Annotated in this window: 18 protein-coding genes; 5 read left to right on the top strand and 13 right to left on the bottom strand. The window is 58.3% G+C overall.

Annotated elements, in window-relative coordinates; genetic code table 11:
- Positions 1–98: 98 nt before the first annotated feature.
- The 7 genes from astA to M5C71_RS32480 all read right to left on the bottom strand — a co-directional run bounded on the left by astA (position 99) and on the right by M5C71_RS32480 (position 7,392).
- On the bottom strand, positions 99–1,133 hold the full coding sequence (gene astA / locus M5C71_RS32510) for an arginine N-succinyltransferase (RefSeq protein ID WP_152742314.1): 1,035 nt from the start codon (positions 1,131–1,133) through the stop codon (positions 99–101).
- Positions 1,134–1,164: 31 nt separating this feature from the next.
- Positions 1,165–2,181, bottom strand: coding sequence for an arginine N-succinyltransferase (locus M5C71_RS32505; protein ID WP_152742315.1), 1,017 nt, complete (start codon positions 2,179–2,181; stop codon positions 1,165–1,167).
- Positions 2,182–2,312: 131 nt separating this feature from the next.
- Complete coding sequence (locus tag M5C71_RS32500; RefSeq protein ID WP_152742316.1) at positions 2,313–3,662, bottom strand: APC family permease; 1,350 nt, start codon at positions 3,660–3,662, stop codon at positions 2,313–2,315.
- A 143-nt stretch (positions 3,663–3,805) separates the two neighbouring features.
- The gene (locus M5C71_RS32495; RefSeq protein WP_152742317.1) at positions 3,806–4,558 is read right to left on the bottom strand and encodes an N-formylglutamate amidohydrolase; all 753 of its coding nucleotides are present in this window, start codon (positions 4,556–4,558) and stop codon (positions 3,806–3,808) included.
- Positions 4,542–5,894, bottom strand: coding sequence for a glutamine synthetase family protein (locus M5C71_RS32490; protein WP_248769617.1), 1,353 nt, complete (start codon positions 5,892–5,894; stop codon positions 4,542–4,544). Before M5C71_RS32490 ends, M5C71_RS32495 begins: the two co-directional genes overlap by 17 nt.
- Positions 5,891–6,535 carry an isochorismatase family cysteine hydrolase gene (locus M5C71_RS32485; protein ID WP_103497519.1) on the bottom strand — a complete coding sequence of 215 codons (645 nt, stop codon included), beginning with the start codon at positions 6,533–6,535 and terminating at the stop codon, positions 5,891–5,893. The genes M5C71_RS32490 and M5C71_RS32485 overlap by 4 nt, the downstream gene beginning before the upstream one ends.
- Positions 6,536–6,537: 2 nt before the next feature.
- Entirely contained in the window at positions 6,538–7,392 is an 855-nt protein-coding gene (locus tag M5C71_RS32480; RefSeq protein ID WP_103497518.1) for a MurR/RpiR family transcriptional regulator, read from the bottom strand.
- Positions 7,393–7,491: 99 nt separating this feature from the next.
- Between M5C71_RS32480 and M5C71_RS32475 the strand changes: the two genes are divergently transcribed.
- Together M5C71_RS32475 and M5C71_RS32470 are read left to right on the top strand one after the other, a co-directional pair.
- On the top strand, positions 7,492–7,686 hold the full coding sequence (locus M5C71_RS32475) for a hypothetical protein (protein WP_248769616.1): 195 nt from the start codon (positions 7,492–7,494) through the stop codon (positions 7,684–7,686).
- Positions 7,687–7,800: 114 nt separating this feature from the next.
- The gene (locus tag M5C71_RS32470; RefSeq protein ID WP_248769615.1) at positions 7,801–8,169 is read left to right on the top strand and encodes a hypothetical protein; all 369 of its coding nucleotides are present in this window, start codon (positions 7,801–7,803) and stop codon (positions 8,167–8,169) included.
- Between the two features lie 137 nt (positions 8,170–8,306).
- Here M5C71_RS32470 and M5C71_RS32465 read toward each other — a convergent pair whose 3' ends face one another.
- Positions 8,307–8,603, bottom strand: coding sequence for a hypothetical protein (locus M5C71_RS32465; RefSeq protein WP_248769614.1), 297 nt, complete (start codon positions 8,601–8,603; stop codon positions 8,307–8,309).
- Positions 8,604–8,943: 340 nt separating this feature from the next.
- Between M5C71_RS32465 and M5C71_RS32460 the strand changes: the two genes are divergently transcribed.
- Complete coding sequence (locus M5C71_RS32460) at positions 8,944–10,374, top strand: diguanylate cyclase (RefSeq protein WP_349294024.1); 1,431 nt, start codon at positions 8,944–8,946, stop codon at positions 10,372–10,374.
- Between the two features lie 658 nt (positions 10,375–11,032).
- Here the strand turns inward: M5C71_RS32460 and M5C71_RS32455 are convergent.
- A complete protein-coding gene (locus tag M5C71_RS32455; protein ID WP_248769612.1) occupies positions 11,033–12,043 on the bottom strand; it encodes an aldo/keto reductase in 1,011 nt (336 codons plus the stop codon).
- Positions 12,044–12,135: 92 nt separating this feature from the next.
- Between M5C71_RS32455 and M5C71_RS32450 the strand changes: the two genes are divergently transcribed.
- Positions 12,136–13,038 (top strand): LysR family transcriptional regulator, encoded by a 903-nt coding sequence (locus M5C71_RS32450; RefSeq protein ID WP_103497515.1) that lies wholly within the window; start codon positions 12,136–12,138, stop codon positions 13,036–13,038.
- 161 nt (positions 13,039–13,199) lie between these two features.
- On the opposite strand, the gene M5C71_RS32445 is transcribed toward M5C71_RS32450, so the two are convergent.
- Complete coding sequence (locus M5C71_RS32445) at positions 13,200–13,826, bottom strand: LysE family translocator (protein ID WP_103497526.1); 627 nt, start codon at positions 13,824–13,826, stop codon at positions 13,200–13,202.
- Between the two features lie 487 nt (positions 13,827–14,313).
- Positions 14,314–14,781 (bottom strand): GNAT family N-acetyltransferase, encoded by a 468-nt coding sequence (locus M5C71_RS32440; RefSeq protein WP_103497514.1) that lies wholly within the window; start codon positions 14,779–14,781, stop codon positions 14,314–14,316.
- Positions 14,782–15,171: 390 nt separating this feature from the next.
- Between M5C71_RS32440 and M5C71_RS32435 the strand changes: the two genes are divergently transcribed.
- Positions 15,172–15,528 carry a VOC family protein gene (locus M5C71_RS32435; RefSeq protein ID WP_103497513.1) on the top strand — a complete coding sequence of 119 codons (357 nt, stop codon included), beginning with the start codon at positions 15,172–15,174 and terminating at the stop codon, positions 15,526–15,528.
- Positions 15,529–15,580: 52 nt separating this feature from the next.
- Here the strand turns inward: M5C71_RS32435 and M5C71_RS32430 are convergent, their stop codons facing one another.
- Together M5C71_RS32430 and M5C71_RS32425 are read right to left on the bottom strand one after the other, a co-directional pair.
- The gene (locus M5C71_RS32430; protein WP_248747288.1) at positions 15,581–15,979 is read right to left on the bottom strand and encodes a nuclear transport factor 2 family protein; all 399 of its coding nucleotides are present in this window, start codon (positions 15,977–15,979) and stop codon (positions 15,581–15,583) included.
- 89 nt (positions 15,980–16,068) lie between these two features.
- On the bottom strand, positions 16,069–16,689 hold the full coding sequence (locus tag M5C71_RS32425; protein WP_248769611.1) for an NAD(P)-binding domain-containing protein: 621 nt from the start codon (positions 16,687–16,689) through the stop codon (positions 16,069–16,071).
- Between the last annotated feature and the right edge of the window lie 26 nt (positions 16,690–16,715).

Here is a 16,715-nt window from a genome sequence, read left to right as displayed (position 1 = left end):
ATGTGCGGTTTTTTTGTTTTTGGCTTTTGATGGGGTTTGTAATGAGAGGGTTTGCGACACGCTCCGTGCAGACGCATCAATAACAGGTGTTTGGCACATCAGGCGGCAACCGCCTGCCGTTGTTGCTTGAGCAACGGCACGGCGCGTACTGAGCTGCCCGGTTGCAATCGCAGGCGTTTGGCGGTCAGGCGATCGACCAGCAGGCAGTTGCCGACCATTCGGGCGCGGGCGGCGGTGATGCGGCAGTTTTCCAGGCGCTGGTTATGGATCAGCCAGAGTGGCGCATTGTCGTCAGGTGTGCCGACCATCAGGTCCAGCGACTGGCTGTCGCGCACGGCACGGATTTTCGAGATCTGGGCTTCTATGACCGGACCGCCGTCGAAGATGTCGATGTAACCCTGATGGGAAAAGCCTTCGTTGCAGAGGATTCTGCGCGCCGGTTCGGCGTATTGATGGGCCTTGCCGATCACCGCCTGAGCTTGCTCGGTGAGCAGGCAGGTGTACAGCGGCTGACGTGGCATCAGCTCGGCGATGGACGACTTGTTGCCAAGCCCGGAAAGGTGATCGGCGTGGCTGAAGTCCATTTTGAAAAAATGTCGACCGAGGCTGTCCCAAAACGGCGAGCATCCGTGCTCGTCGGCGCTGCCGCGCAGTTCGGCGATCAGTTTTTCGCCGAACAAGTGTGGGAACTCGGCGACAAACAGCAATCGCGCAACTGATAACAGTCGGCCGTTATGGCCTTGACGCTGATCCGGGCGCAGGAACAACGAGCAGATTTCCGATTGGCCGGTCATTTCGTTGTTGAGGAACAAGGTCGGGATTTGTCGACGGATTCCCAGGTCTGCCGAGGTGTTGACCGTCAACCCGACACGGTAGTTGTACCAGGGCTCACGCAGCCCGACGGCACCTGCCAGGGCGCTGACGCCGATCACTTGCTGATCGTCGTCTTCGAGTACGAACAGGTAGTCGGCGTCCGCCCGTTCTACCTGCCCGACAAAGGTCCGCTGCGCCCAGCGTATGCGCAGCGTCAGACGCTCCTCGTTGGCCGGCAGCGTAGTGAACTCCGGGCCGGCGAGGCGTGCCAGCGCCAGTAACGCGGGCAGGTCGGTCATTTGAACCGGGCGCACGATCATGATGGAGCTCCTTGGGGGCGGAAGATCTGCTTCATAGCGCAATCAGCCTAACGGGGCTGCCGTTGTCCAGTTGCAAGGCGTCGAGCTGGGTGGAGTTGAGCAAGACAGGCTCCTCAAGGCTCCAGTCCAGCTCGGCGATAATTGCCCGGTAGTTTTCCAGTGCGTCATTGCTCAGCAGGTACGGCGTCTTGCCACTGCTGTGTGGGCTCAAGTGCGCAACGGCCGTGCGGGTCTGGGTGATCGAACGAATACTCGCGGTGCGCGCAAACAGCGTTGGTCCACCGTCGACGAGGTCGATGTAGCTGTTGCTCTCGAAGCCTTCGCGTTCAAGGATATCGAAGGCTTCCTGGCCGTCCGGATGAATCCGGCCAATACACGCCTGAGCGCTTTGCGGCAGCATCGGTACGTAGATCGGGTAGTGCGGCATCAACTCGGCGAGAAAACTTCGGTTTTTCAAGCCGCAGAGGCGTTCAGCCTCGACATAAGGCAGGTCAAAAAAGTGCTTGCCCAGTGCATCCCAGAATGGCGATTCACCTGCGTCGTTGCTGTAGCCGACGATTTCGGCAATCACTGCGTCGGAAAAGCGCTGAGGGTGGGCGGCGATGAACATCAGGCGGGCCCGGGAAAGCATTTGCGAAGAGGGTGTGCGCTCAAGCTCGGTGTTGAGATGAAAACCTCGCAGCAAGGTATGTGCGCGGAGGTCCTGGCATAACGACAGCGCCGGCACCCCGTGATGAATGTTCAGCTCGCGCGACTCGCTGGTGAAAGGGCGGTTGCGCAGGCTGTAGAAGGGCTCGCTGAAACCGGCGGTCGCGAGGACTTCCGAACAGCCCAGCAGCCGTTGACTGGCCAGGTCCTCCAGCACGAAGAAATAGTTCTCCGGGCCATGGCTCTTCACGTCACTGGCAAACGATGCGCAGGAAGCGAGAATCTTCTGGCGCAGGCGCTCGCTGTCGTCCGGAAACGAGGTGGCACTCTCCAGGCTGTCGCGTGCAAGTTGCTGCAACTGAGGCAGGTCGGATAACTGAACTGGACGTAAGGCCAGCATGGAGGTACTCCTGTATCAAAGAGCCTGATACCGGGACATCAGGCTTGACTATCACTGTCGGCTTCCACGCATACAACGGCGGTCGGCTAATCACCGTCAGCGACCGCTCGACGTTTTGAACACTGTTTTTTTCAACTGTTGGACGGGTCTGGCAATACGCTGCTGGCGCCGATTCTATTGAGGAAAAACAGGTAGACCAGGCCCGCCGCAATCCAGATGCCGCCGAGCTTTTGCGCATCGACACCCATGTTGTAGAGGATGGCGCTGACGATGATGAAGCCGATCACCGGGCAGATCAGATGGCGGATCACCTGGCCGGATTTCTGCCGGCGCCAGTAGTAGTTGATCACTGTCAGGTGCAGCAGCATGAAGCCGCTCAGGGCCCCGAAGTTGACCAGTGAAGTGAGGGTGTCCACCGAGTTGATGAACAGGTAGCAGATCAGCAGCGACAGCACCGCCACCAGGTAAATGCTGATGTGCGGGGTATTGTGCTGGGGATGTACCTTGGCCAGCACCTTGGGCAGTTTGCCGTCTCGTGCCATACCGAACAGCAAGCGCGATACCGCGGCTTGCGAGGTGATCGCCACCGCCACGCCCCAGGCCAGTGCCGTGGCCACGCCGGTGACAGTCGCCAGCCAGCTGCCGGCGGCGATTTCGGCGATTTCATAGAACGCGGTATCGGCGGACTTGAAGCCCATGCCGGCGGCCAGGTCTGTGGCGATCCAGGTCTGTACGACGAAAATCCCCCCCATGACCACCAACGTGATCAACGCGGCTTTGCCGACGCTGCGGCCCGGATCGCCTTTGATCTCTTCGGCCAGGGTCGAAATCGCATCGAAGCCGAGGAACGACAACACCGCGATCGACACTGCCTGCATGAGCAACGCGAAGTTGAAGTGCTCAGGGTTGTACAACGGTGCCAGGGTCAACTGGCCGTTACCGGCGCCACCGTGCAAGGCGGTCCAGGCGTAGAACAGGAAAATTCCCAGCACCACCAATTGCGCCAGCAGAAAGAGCATGTTCATCCGTGCGGTAAAAGTGATGCCCCGCAGGTTGACGAAGGTCGCGCTGACCAGGAAGGCGAGGATGAAACCGACCTTGGGAATGTCCGGGTACAGGTGATTCAACGCCATCGCCGCATACACGTAGAGCAGCGGCGGGATCAGCAGGTAGTCGAGCAGCATCAGCCAGCCGGCGATAAAGCCGACATGCGGGTTCAGCCCGCGTTGAGCATAGGAGTAGACCGAGCCGGCGATCGGGAAGGCCCGCGCCATGCTGCCGTAACTCAAGGCGGTGAACAGCATCGCCACCATGCCGATGATGTAGGCCAGCGGCACCATGCCGGGGGCCTCCTGGTTGACGTAGCCATAGACGCCGAACGGGGCGATGGGGATCATGAAAATCATCCCGTAAATCACCAGGTCGGTCAGCGACAGGCTGCGTTTCAACTCTTGCTTGTAGCCGAATTCTTCTATTTCCATGAAGCAGTTCTCCTTGTAAGCCACTATGGCAATGTGTTTGAACCAGGCAGGTAAAAACACGCTACAGCGTTGGTTATCGTTGTTTTACCGGTACAACCCTCCGTTTTTTTTCAGCTTGAAACTGTTCGCTTGAGGCCTCGGCTTTACAGCAACGGCGCCAGGTAATCGCTCCAGGTCTGGACCGCCAGCCGATTGCGCAACAGGTCGTTGCGCACCTCGATCAGCACCGAGTCGATGCCACGGGCGTCGCCGTGAACCGGCACCGTCATGTCGGCCGCAGGGTTGATTTTGTAGGGCTGATTACCGGCGACCCGCAGTGGATGCCTGGCCAACCCGTCGACCAGCCGGCTTGCATAATCCTCGGCCCGCCCATACAGCACGCCGGCTTCCAGCGCTCGGGGCTGGCCGAAGTAGATTGGCGTGAAGCTGTGAATGCCCACCACCCGTACCGTGCGGCCCTCGGCCACGCGGGTATCGATCAGTTCGCCAAGGCGTGTGTGAAATGGTGTGAACAGGCACCGGCGTCGGTAGTCGCGGGTCGCATCGTCGAGATTCTGATTGCCCGGCACCGGATAAATTTCGCTCTTGGTCGGGATGCTGTCCGGCGCCTGCAACGGACGGTTGAGGTCGATCAGCAGGCGCGAGTAGTTGGCCGCCAGCAGGGTCGCGCCGAGAGCTTTGGACAGGCTCTCGGCGAGCGCCAGCGCACCGATGTCCCAGGCAATGTGCTCGTGTGTGGCATCGCCGCTCAATCCCAGATCGTTCAAGGCGCTCGGGATGTAGCGGCTGGCATGTTCACACACCAGAATCAGCGGGTGCTCGGATGCTTCCCGGCTCAGGCTGTAAGCCGGCTCGGTGTAGAGTCCAAACTCGGCGGACTCAGTAGAGGCGTGCATAGTGCTCACACAGTTGGGCGGGCGACAGGTGCTGGGTCAAGGCAAGTTCCTCGGTTTTAACGGCGAAGTAGGTGTCGAGCAGCGCGCCCGGCAAGGCTTCAAGCAAGGCCTCGCTGCCCCGCAAGTGGCTCAGGGCCTGCGCGAGTGACGCCGGCAGGGCAACGATGCCACGGTGCTGGCGTTGTTCTTCATTCAGCGAGTCCGGGACTTCATCGGTGATCGCGTGCAGCGCCAGGCGTTGCTCGATGCCCAGTCGGCCGGCAATCAGCACGGCGGCCATCGCCAGATGGGGGGAGGACGTGGCGTCCATGGCGCGGAATTCGAGGTTGTATTGCGCGGCCTCGGATTTGCCGCCCAGGCTCACGGTCGGGCAGATCCGCAGAGAGGCTTCACGGTTGCGTTGACCCAGGCATGCATATGACGCGCTCCAGTGATGCGGTTGCAGGCGCTCATAGGAAATCGGTGTCGGCGCGGTCAACGCGCAGAGGGCCGGCAAGTAGTGCAACACGCCCGCGGACCAGTGCTGGCCAAGGGGCGACAGGCCGTTGGCGGTCCCGGCGTCATACAGCACCGGATGGCCGGACAGGTCGTGCAGGCTCAGGTGCAGGTGCACGCCATTGCATACCGCGTGCTCCGAGGTCTTGGGCGCAAAGCTCAGGTTCAGTCCCATCTGCCGGGCGATCTCGCGGGTAATCTCGCGCACGTTGACCGCACGGTCGGCCGCTGCGACGCCCAGGGTCGGTCGGCAGGTGATTTCGTATTGGTGTTTGCCATATTCGGGCAGGAACATTTCCGGCTCGACCCCACCTGCGCGCAAGGCGCTGAGTAGCCAGCCACCGAATGTTGCGCCTTGACGCTGAGCCTCTAGCGAAAACGCCAGATGTTCAGCCTGGACGCTGTCGGTGGTGAGGTTGAATTCGTGCTCGAAGGCCGCAGTGATCTGCAGCCCAAGTTCATCGTGGTAGCGCTGTACTTCGTTGCGCAGCAGCGTGCGCGGGCAGGTAGCCCATGGACGGCCATCGGTTTCGCAGATGTCGCCATGGATGAAATCCAGGGCCGGCGCACTGGCATCGGGACCGTTGCTGACCGTCACGCGACTGCTCAGGTCGGGGATCAGTCGCAAGTCACCGTAGGCCCCCCACGGATTGCTGGCGGCGATGATGTCTTGCGGGGTCAGCGCGCTGTTGGCCGGGACCCAACCGCAACCAGCGGTCTTGTAGTGCTCCAATTCATCGGTCGGAAACGACCGGCCACGGGTCACGCCGATCAGGTCCGTGGTGATGATGGTGGTCATTGCCACGGGCGTCAGAGGCTCACCGCTGTTGGCGCGGCTCATGCCTGCAACGCCTGCAAACGATCGAGTACGGTTTGCGTATCGGTGATCCAGCAATAGCCCTTGATCGCACTCAGGCACGCCAGGTGGCGTTGCTCGGTATAGGTTGCGCAGGCGTCTTCGACCAACGTCACCAGATAGCCGCGGTCAGCCGCATCGCGCACGGCCATGTCGACACACTGGTCGGTGACGATGCCGGCAATGATCAGATGGCGGGTTTGCAGGTTACGCAGCACGTAGTCGATGTTGGTCGAGTTGAACACCCCGGAGGAGGTCTTGGGCAAGACGATTTCATTTTCGACCGGTGTCAGCGCTTCAATGATGGCGGCTTGCGGGCTGCCTTTTGGCAGGTGCATCTGCGACAGTTTGTGGTCCAGCGAGCGGTCGCGCCCGTCGGCGGTGAGGCTTTCGATGATCGTGTGTAGAACGTTCTGCCGAGCCGTGCGCACGGCGGCCAGCAACCTGAGTTGGTTGGGAATCACCTGTTGACGGGTGCGGTCGAGGAAGTACCTGGCGTCCGGCCCTTGCAGATGCGGGTCGAACTGCGGCTCAAGCCAGGCGCGTTGCATGTCCACCAGCAGTAGCGCGGTTCGGTTGGTAGTAAACGGCAGGTCACGGGGCGAGTGATGGGGGAGCATAAACATCCTTATTTTTCCTCCAGCAGGTGAGTGGTGAAATCGTTTCGTAGTGCGTCGATGCCTTCCAGTCGCTCGGCAAGATCGGGGCAACGCAGCGTCAGGCAGGCAATCAAGGCTTCGACCTGGGCCAGTGCCGGCACCAAGGTGTCGAAGGCCGATACCGACTCCACGGGCGCGGTGATCACCAGGTTGGCCATCTCGCGCAGCGGCGAGGCGTAGATGTCGGTAAACAGCACGACGCGCGCATGCCGGTTCTTGGCCGCGCTGGCGACACGCAGAGCCTGGGATTGATAGCGTCGATAATCGAACAGCAGCACCACGTCCTGACGTTGCACATCGAACAGGCGATCAGGCAGTTGCGCGTTGTCTTCCAAGGCAAAGCAGCCCGCACGCAACAGGCGCAAATGATTGAGCAGGTAGTGGGCGAGGAAGCTGCTGAAGCGTCCGCCGAAGCAATGCACTTGATGCCGTGTATCGAGCAGCCACTCCACCAGAATGCGCACATCTTCGGGTTGAGTCAGGGCCTGGGTTTCGAGCAGGGTACTGTGACTGTCCGCCAGGTAATGACTCCAGACGTCGTCTTGCTTGAGGTGTGAGCGCGGTCGCAACAACGTGCTGGGCGAGCGCAGGCGGTGATCCATGTCGCTGAGAAGCGCGTCCTGAAAATCGGCATAGCCACCGAAGCCGAGTTTTTTCACCAGGCGCACAATAGTCGGATCGCTGACGCCGGCGTGCTCGGACAGACGCGACATCGGGCCCAGCCCGCTACGCGGGTAGTGGTCCAGCAATGCACGTATGACTTTGCGTTCCGACGGCGTGAGGTCCAGGCCGGGATCGGTGATCCGGTCTCTAAGTGAGGGCATCCGAGCTCCTGCTAGAGGGGGAGGGTGTCGCTTTTATTTCATGATTGGCTAAATAAATACTTATGTAATTTATGCTACATGTCTAGCGGGTTTTTTCATGTGCCTGACCTGAAAAGCACCGAAATGGGGTGGAAGTCTTGTTGGGTAAGGCCTGCGTGGGTTTTGCTTATCTGCGAGCGCTATATCACCGATCCGACTTATCGCTTCGTCGAGGCCCATAGCCTGAGCGAGGGCGCGGTTCAAATCTACAACGCCAGCGTTGTAGATTTGAACCGCGACAAGCAACAGATTTGAGGTGATTCTCTGCATCAGCAGCGTCCAGGCCTTGGCGGCTCGGTACAAGGTCACACAACCCAGCCGGGTAGAAAAATCGGGTTCAGGGCCCCCCAGCAGTACCCCGGTGCAATCATGCTGATTACCCTGATCGTCACCAGTACCCCGGTTTTTTGCATCATGCTGGGGTTTATGCTGCGTTCGGCAACCGTGACTGTCTGGCATCTGTTGTGCGCAGCCCTGGGCATTGGTGAGGCGATGATGCTGCTGCTACCCAGTGCGGCGCTTACGGAGGGCTCGTCACGGTTTTGGTTGGGCGCAGCCATTGGGGTTCCAGTGAGCTATGCGCTTTACAACCTGTACGTCGCCTGGTCGGTGTTGTTGCTCGATGAGCAGATCACGCCGTGGATGAATGTGAGCATCAGTGCGATTGTTCTGTCGCTATTCTTGTGTCTGGTCGGTGATCGAAGTCAGGCACGAAGGGCATCACTGAGCGAAGCCTGAGCCAATCAGTGGAGTCTTGGCCCTACGCCCACTCTTTCTGCGGTGGGCAACCGAGAACCTGGAAAGCATCGACCTTGCATCGCAATGCGGGCGCCGCAATGTGTCAGTTAGGGCGCCATTACGGCTAAGGCCGGCTCCTACAGGATGTTATCCCGATGTTGATTTTGGGCTGATTTTTTTCGCGGTTCGAATTCAGGCTTCGTTCTATGCAGTGAGGGTAGGAGTCCACTGAGAGCTTGGCGCTGGTACTCGCTGACAGCTGTGAACAGTGCTTCTGCCTCGAGACGCAGCCGCCCAACTTCGTCTGCTGATTGCGTTCCCTGCGCTTCGTGGTACTGCCGCAGCACATCCAGCGCCTGTGTCATCAAGGGTTCACCCTCTTTGATTTTGTCGATCAGGCTCTGGCCAGCGCTGTAATGGTTATCGTTGCTCATCGAACTACTCCATCCCGATTGAGGATCAACGCAGTATAGGCTGTCCCACACGACAACCCTGCACGTCCATCATGAAGCTGAGGCGAAAAAATGCCTTGCCCAAGGTGGCACCTTGCACCTGGTTACACCAAGGGCTACCAAGCCCCGTCACTGATGTGCAGTGGCGGCTTGAGGATAGTCATCGACGTTAGCAGCGGAATGTGATGGGTGGTCTACAATTGAGATTCAAAATATCAACTCGCAAGACGCTTTCATCATGATGTAGGGGGTGTTGATATGTCGGTGATTTTGGAGTTGGCACTGTGGCGGTGCGGATAAAATGGATTTGCATGAAGGGGGTGTGAATAGTTCGGTCGCTACCGGCGAGCCGCCTGACGCTATCCATATTGTAGTTAAGCTTTATGTCTGCTTGCTGCTCGCAGGGTTTGCGTTTGTTCCGGCCTATCTGATTGGCTACTTGTACGTCTTCCAGGATCCGACCCTTATATTCGAGGACCACACGTTCCATATCATTGCTATCACGGCCGCCACCCTGGAAGGGCTGTTTGTTACTTACGTAACCTGGTGCTGCTATCAGTCATCGGGAGATCCGCTGCTGCGCTGGATGACATTGGGCTTTCTCGGGTTTGTGATGATCTATGCCTTGCATGGGGCGTTCACCGGGCTCGCTCATTCCCATCTCTGGCTCTTCCTGCTTTACGGACCGGCCTCTCGACTGGTCATGGCAATTCTGCTGTTGATCGGCATGCTGTCGTACCATCAACCACCTGACGCCGCTGCCCAACGCACAAAGCTCCGCCCGTGGTTGACCTGGATAGGGCTGTTCCTGCTGGTTGACCTGGCGGTGGCACTCGTTGCGAATTCGCAGGTTGCGGGCCATCCCGCAGTACGCCTCGCGCTGGAAGGTGGGGCCCTGTTTTTTTCCGCCGTGAATGTGGCAGTGCTGCTGTTGCGTCGTTTCCGTTCGCCGCTGATGGTGATTTTTGCCATCTCGGTTACCGCGTTCGCGTTGTCATCTCTTGCGTTCATCCTAGGGCGTCCCTGGAACCATATGTGGTGGCTCGCCCATGCGATCTTCGCTGCTGGATTCTTCCTGTTGAGCTATGGGGTCGCGCAAGCGTTCCTCTCCACTCGGTCGTTCTCGAAGATTTACAGTCAAGGGGAGTTGATGGTGCGTCTTGCCGAGTCAATGGCCTACGCTGAAAATGCCCTGCAGGAGCTCCAGCGCACCAATCGGGAACTCGGCCACCTTGCCGCGACCGATCCACTGACGGGTGCTGACAATCGGCGTCGTTTCATGGAGCGGGTCGATGCCGAAATTGACCGGGCTAAGCGCGGTGACGTTCCGTTCTCGGTGTTGGCGCTCGACCTGGACAACTTCAAGTCCATCAATGACCGCTTTGGGCATCAGGTTGGCGATGACATCCTCAAGAGGTTCGTGCAGGAGTGTCTCGAATCGATCCGGCCGTACGACGGCGTAGCCCGAGTGGGTGGGGAAGAGTTCATGATATTGCTGCCCCAGACTCCACTCGAAGGCGCACACGTAATCGCTGAGCGTCTGCGGAACACCATTGCAACGACTTCTTTCAATATCAGCCAGCAACGGCTGACCACGGTCACAGTGAGCATCGGCGTATCGCAATACGGACGAGACGGGGACTCCATCGAAGACATTCTGCATGTAGCCGATCAACGCCTATACGACGCGAAACACCAAGGTCGTAACTGTGTCGTCACTACCATCAAAACCATCCTGCAACCTCAGCCCTGATACTACTGCGCCATCGAAACGGTGCCGGTTATCGGTACATTTCACGGGGAGGGCGAACAGGCTGTGTTCGATGAGATCGTCAGGCTTGAGGCTACCGACCCAGGTATCGCTTTTTGGGGGCTTCCAGCGCCGGCTGACTCCGATCTGCAAACTGAAAATCGCCCATTGCTCGTTCTACGGCGGGCAGCTGAGAACCTGGCAAGCTCGACAATGCATGCACTGCTTTAAGGCTTGGCACTGATGCTCAAGGGTGTCCTGCAACAGAGGACCTGAGCCAGAAGCGACAAAACGGGAAGCCGGGCTCCCCGCTTCTGCGCAGGGTGTTGTCAGCTGCTGACGCTGAGCGCTTGCTCATCCAGCACCGAGTCCATCTTCAGCTGTGCCAGCTCAATCAGATGCACGACACCCATCGCCACCTTGCGGTTCGAACCGGTTCAAGGTTCAACGCAGTATAGGCGCCCCCGCGCAGTTACTTGGGGGGCTGATCAACGGGAGCTCCTATGCTGACTGGCAGAATTCGGCTAGACGCGGAAGTCGGTCGACATGCCCTCTAGTGACTTGTGATAGATCGCAATACGATCTGATCGACCGCTCTGCTACCCATCAAGCGCCTGCGTTCAATAACATAACTTGAACGCTTACCCTATGTTCAAAAGTCTCAGGCAATAGCACCAGGGACATTTGTTCCCATGCCCGATGGCAGGAACGGTCGTATTTCGTCAATTTCCGCGGTGCTTAGGTGCAACTCCGAGGCTGCAATCAGCCCGTCTACTTGTGCGGGACGGCGGGCGCCGACAATGGCACCTGTTACCACCGGTTTGCGAAGTGCCCAAGCGATAGCGACCGCAGCAGCACTCACCCCGCGCCTTTTTCCAATGCGCGCCATGACGTCAACCAATGCCAGGTTTGCACTCAAACGGGGCTCCTGGAAGTCAGCACTGCGGGCCTTGCGCCAGTCGTCCTCGGGCAGTTGCGAGATGCGTTCGCGCGTCATACTGCCGGACAGCAGCCCCGATTGAAGCGTGGAATAAGCAAGGACACCCATCCCGGTCTGCTCGCAGAATGGCAAGACGTCTTTCTCGATGTCCCGCATCAAGGCAGAATATGGCGGCTGGAGTGAAACAATCTCTGTCACCGCCTGCGCCCGCTTGAGTTGAGCGACATCGAAGTTCGATGCACCAATAGCGCGAATTTTTCCTTGATCGCGCGCGGCTGCCAAAACCGAAAGCGCCATTTCAATACCTTCACTGCTTGCGTCTGCAGGAAAAGCAGGCCAGTGGATCTGATAAAGATCGATGGTCTCGACTTGAAGTCGACGCAAGCTTGCGTCGATCTCGGCGAGCAAGCTCTGGGGGGGCAGTGAGTGTGAAATCTCCTTCGTGATCGGGTCCCAGACCAAGCTGCCTTTGGTGAACACCAAAGGGTGCCGCGAGGCTGGCAGCCGGCTGAGCAATTTCCCCACTAATTGCTCCGCATGGCCCAAGCCATAAACCGCAGCGGTATCAATCCAGTTCACCCCACGTTCTACGGCATATTCAAGTGCGCCCAGGCTGTCCTTGTCGTCCTGCGCTCCCCAACTGTACTCCCAGCCGGTGCCGGCGATTGCCCATGTCCTCAGGCCAATAGGCGAAATCAGAAAGTCCGATGATCCAAGACGTCTCTTTTGCATAGCAACCTCTCCATAAGTGATGTGAGAAGTATCCGAGAGAGATCTCATGACGATAAGATAGATAATCGTATTTGAACTGCTGAAAAATATTCATGAGTAATCGCCCTGATCTCTCAGAGCTCGATGCCTTTGCCGCCGTCGCTCGCCATCGCAGCTTTCGCAAGGCCGCCGACGAGCGTGGTGTTTCGGCTTCTGCGCTGAGTCATGCGATGCGTGCGTTGGAGGCACGGCTGGGCATCAGACTGTTGAACCGAACCACTCGTAGCGTGACTCCGACCGAGGCCGGCCAGCAGCTATTGGCGACATTGGTCCCAACCCTGCACCAGGTTGCCGGTGCATTGGCGCAATTGACCTCGATGCAGGAAGTGCCCGCGGGTAAACTTCGCCTCAATGTGGCGCGTCCAGCGGCTCGCATCGTGTTTGCGCAAGTGCTCGCGCCCTTCGTGGACAGGTACCCACGTATTCAGTTGGACCTGATCACCGATGATGGATTGACCGATATTGTGAGCGGTGGGTTTGATGCGGGCGTCCGCTTTGGTGAAAGCCTGGCTGGCGATATGATTGCGGTCCCTGTCGGCGCACCTCAATCGTTCGTGACCGTTGCTGCGGATGCCTATCTGGCCGCGAAGGGGATCGCGCACGCCCCCCGCGACTTACTCGAACATGCCTGCATTGCCAGACGTTTTCCCAGTGGCAAGCTATACGCTTGGGAGTATCAAGCAGACAGTCAACCGATACGTTTGTCCGTCACAGGCCCGCTCATTCTGGAAGACGATGCGCTGATGATCCAGGCGGCGAAAGATGGTGCCGGTATTGCCTACGTCTACGAGGAGCTGGCACGCGACGATATCCGGAACGGACATCTCAGAGAGATACTCCAGGAATGGAAAGCACCGCCAAGCCGATTCTTTCTTTACTACTCCAGCCGGCGCCATGTGCCACCGGCCTTGAAAGCACTCATCGAATTCATCAGGGCGGATGACGTGAAAACCTGATTCAGAACCACCGCGACCGGCAGTTGTGGCTCGAGTGGTGTTCGATGCACTTTGGTATGAAATTCAGGATCACTGACCAACGTCTCCAATGCATAGGTAGCCAGGCCGGGGCGATTCAGGCGTACGCTTGCATTTCGACAACCCGGCCGGAGCGATTTCCCCTATTTCTGGCTAAGGGCTGCGATCGAAAGCCCGGAGACAACGAAGGTGAAGCCCGCACCCAGGTTAAGCCCGTTGACCACCTTTGGCCGGTGCTGAAGCCACGACGAGAGACGGGTTGCAAAAATTCCCATGAGTGCAAAGCCCAGTGCGGTCAACGCAGCGAACCAGGCGCCGTACACCATCATTTGCACGGTGACTGAGCCTAACTTCGGGTTGACGAACTGTGGAATGAACGCGAGCACAAAGAGGCCCGGTTTCGGGTTCAGTGCTGCGGACAGAAAACCGGTGAGGAATATTTTTTTCAGGGGCTGGCGCGCGGTGGGCTGGAAATTGATAAGGCTTCGAGAGCGCAAGACTTTGATGCCCAGCCATAGCAGGTAGCTGGCCCCGATGACCTTGACGACCCAGAACGCCAGTGCTGAAGTCTGCATCAAGAGAGTCAATCCCAGGGAGGCAGTTGTTGTGTGAAACAGGATGCCGGTGCCTGAGGCCATGCCAGAAACTGATGCAGCCATACGACCCTGGCTGAGCCCCCTGGCGATTGCCAGCAGGTTGTCCGGCCCTGGTGAGATAACCAGTAACAGACAGGCCGCGGTATAGGTCAGCCAAATATCCAGTGGGAACACAATCATTCTCCTTTTGTGTCTTGGGGGAATTCCGATGCCATTCGGGATTCAAAAGTCATGCCGGGCGTATGGTGTTTTGATTCTGCGCGACCTAACACTATATTGCGTTTTTTATCTCGGCTCGTGTGAGAGATGCAGTTCTTCTTCCCTCTGCCTAGCTTCGACTACAGAAAAGCTGAAACCTGCCTATGAAAAAAGTGAATGGATTGCGCGCGGCCGAGGCTTGAGAGTGGCTGCTTTACTGTCAATCAGGCGAATGTTCATGGATGCAAACACGGAAACAATAAAGGCGCAGCCCGCGAAGTCGAACTTTGGTAAAGGGATCATCTCACACAGGCGCACCATCAGCCTGTACCTCAAGGTAACGTTTTGCACATCACTCAATCGACTTACTGCCCAATAGAAACCAGATTCGGCTGCGGGGCGTTGTGTGCAGGATCGTTGTTGGCGGGACGATATGCCAAGCGCGGCGGATCGACTCCGAAACTTACACCAGCTCTTTCACCATAGGAACACAAGCCAGTTGAAGCCCGGAGGGTGAATGGTAAATCGCAGGGGCATCACCAACGAAACCGCATCGCCGGTAAAACTCTGCAGCGTTCAAAGTCGCGTCCAGGTTGACTTTCTCCAGCCCCAAGTCGCGAGCCAGGTGTTCAAGGTGGTCCAGGACCTTCATGCCGATGCCCTGCTGCATAAAGCTTGGGAGTACAAAGATCGCGCCGATTTCACTTTTCTCCAGATCAAGCATGCCTGTCGCCACGGGGGTACCCCGAATACATCCCAGATAGAAGTGCTTTTCCATCAGTTCGCTATACCCATTCTCAGGCGATCCTGCTGTCCAGGCCAGTATCTGCTCTGTGGTATAGGCGCCGACGCATTGGTGTCGTATCGCTAGAAGGCGAATGTCGAATGCTGTTTGGGAGTCGCTTTGCGTTGCTCGTCTAATCGTGAACATGTTTATTCTCCGTTAGCCAGAGGCGGACGGAAAACTAAAAAGCCCCGTCCATTTTCTGGCGGGGCCTTGGGGTAATTACGTCATTTTTTAAGCGCGCATAACCTCACGACCCGCCAGAGGCGGTCATCGAGGTGTACATCATGTTCATGCCGTGTGTATGGATCATAGTCAGATGGTCTTCTGGATGATCGGATTTGTCAATCTTGGGGCGGAGTCAAGGTTCAGCCCTGAGCGCAATAGCGGTCATGACCACCTGTTTGCATTCGATCGGACCAGCATTGCTTCGTGGCCATGGTCGGTAGAGAGCGACTCGAACGGACTTGTCCTCCAACGCCACATCAACGGTCGATGCGTTATTATCGTCTTTCGACATCAGCCAAGGAGGCACCCATGAGCATTCGTGGTAAAGACCGACAGATCGACAACATTGAGTTCAATGTCGGCGACATCGCCCGTAGCAAAGCCTTCTACGGCGAGGCGTTCGGCTGGACATTCGTCGATTACGGCCCTGCCTATACAGAATTCAGTGATGGTCGCCTTACGGGGGGCTTCACTACGGGAGAGCCCGTTCGGCCCGGCGGCCCTTTGATCATTTTGTACTCGGATGATCTCGATGGGGCGCAGCAGCGGCTCAAAGCCTTGGGGGCTGTTATTTCCCGCGAAACCTTTTCGTTCCCTGGTGGAAGCAGGTTCCACTTCATTGATCCAGATGGCTATGAGCTGGCGGTTTGGACCGCTCAGCCGTAGGTCCCGGCCTCTCTTGAATGGGCTGGGTCCGTTTTCAATCAGCGCCAACAGCTCACGCCATCTCGGAGGAGCGTGCCAGTGCTTGCGTGTCGATATATTCGCGGATGTTTGTCACTTTGCCATTGCGAACAGTCATGGCGAAGACAAAATGGTCCTCGAACGTCCTGTTCGTGGCCTTAACTTTCCCCATGGCGAACCCGACCATCAGAACCCGGTCCCCCTGCGCTACAAATTCGGGGGGCTCCGGGAATGAAGTCTCCATTTCGCAAGCCTTCTGAAGTAAATCCGCCAATCCCTGGTGCCCGCGGTGCGTGCCGGCCAGCGGCCAGTCCTGGCCCGGAATGATCCACTCGATATCTTCGGCAGACAACGCCAGAAGACCGGGCCTATCGCCGCGGCCCATGGCTGCAAAAAAACTCTTTACAGTCTGGACATTCCCTTGTGTGCTCATCGAAATCTCTCCATTTCCTTTACCAGGGATCGTGTCCGATCACATCGGACACGTTGTGGACCTGCTGGTGAGGACGGGGTGTCGGTGATTCAGCCGATATCGACTTTCATGGTGATGTCCCAGCTGCCGGCGCCGTTTTTGGCCAGGCCGATCATCATCAGGCCGAGCGCCTCGAGCGTCTGGGCCATCTGCAGGCCGCCAACATCCAACGGACGCAGCCCGAGACTCTCGAGAAACGTCGAGACCCGCGCCTTGGCGTGCGCATCGTCCGCCGCGATGAACGCGTCGAGGCGTTCACCCTTGGCAAGTACGTGGCCGAAGAGGGTATTGAACGCCTTGACGACATGCGCGCTGGCGGGGGCGCCCTTGGCGATCTCCTGCGCACCGGAACTGCCGTGGGGGGTAACGAGGCCCGAGAGATCGGGAGCGACCGGGTTGGTGATATCGATGATCACCTTACCGTCGAGCGCTTTTCCAAAATCGGCCAGTACCGCCACCGCACTGGGGTACGGCACGGCGAGAATGACGATGTCGCCCGCCGGAGTGGCGCCGTAAGTCCCGGTGATCGCTCCGGAGGCGAGCTTGTCGGCAAGCGCCTGCGCCTTGGCGGGATCGCGGCTGAATACCTCGACGGTGTGTCCGGCCTTGGCAATACGGCCGGCGACCGCCGTGGCCATGCCTCCCGAACCGATGATGCTGATAGTGCTCATGTGCAGTCTCCGTTCTGAAATCAGGT

It is taken from the genome of Pseudomonas sp. MWU12-2345 (assembly GCF_023242385.1).
Lineage (GTDB): Bacteria > Pseudomonadota > Gammaproteobacteria > Pseudomonadales > Pseudomonadaceae > Aquipseudomonas > Aquipseudomonas gingeri_D.
Note: the sequence above shows the minus strand (reverse complement) of the source record. Positions and strands in the feature narration are given on the sequence as shown.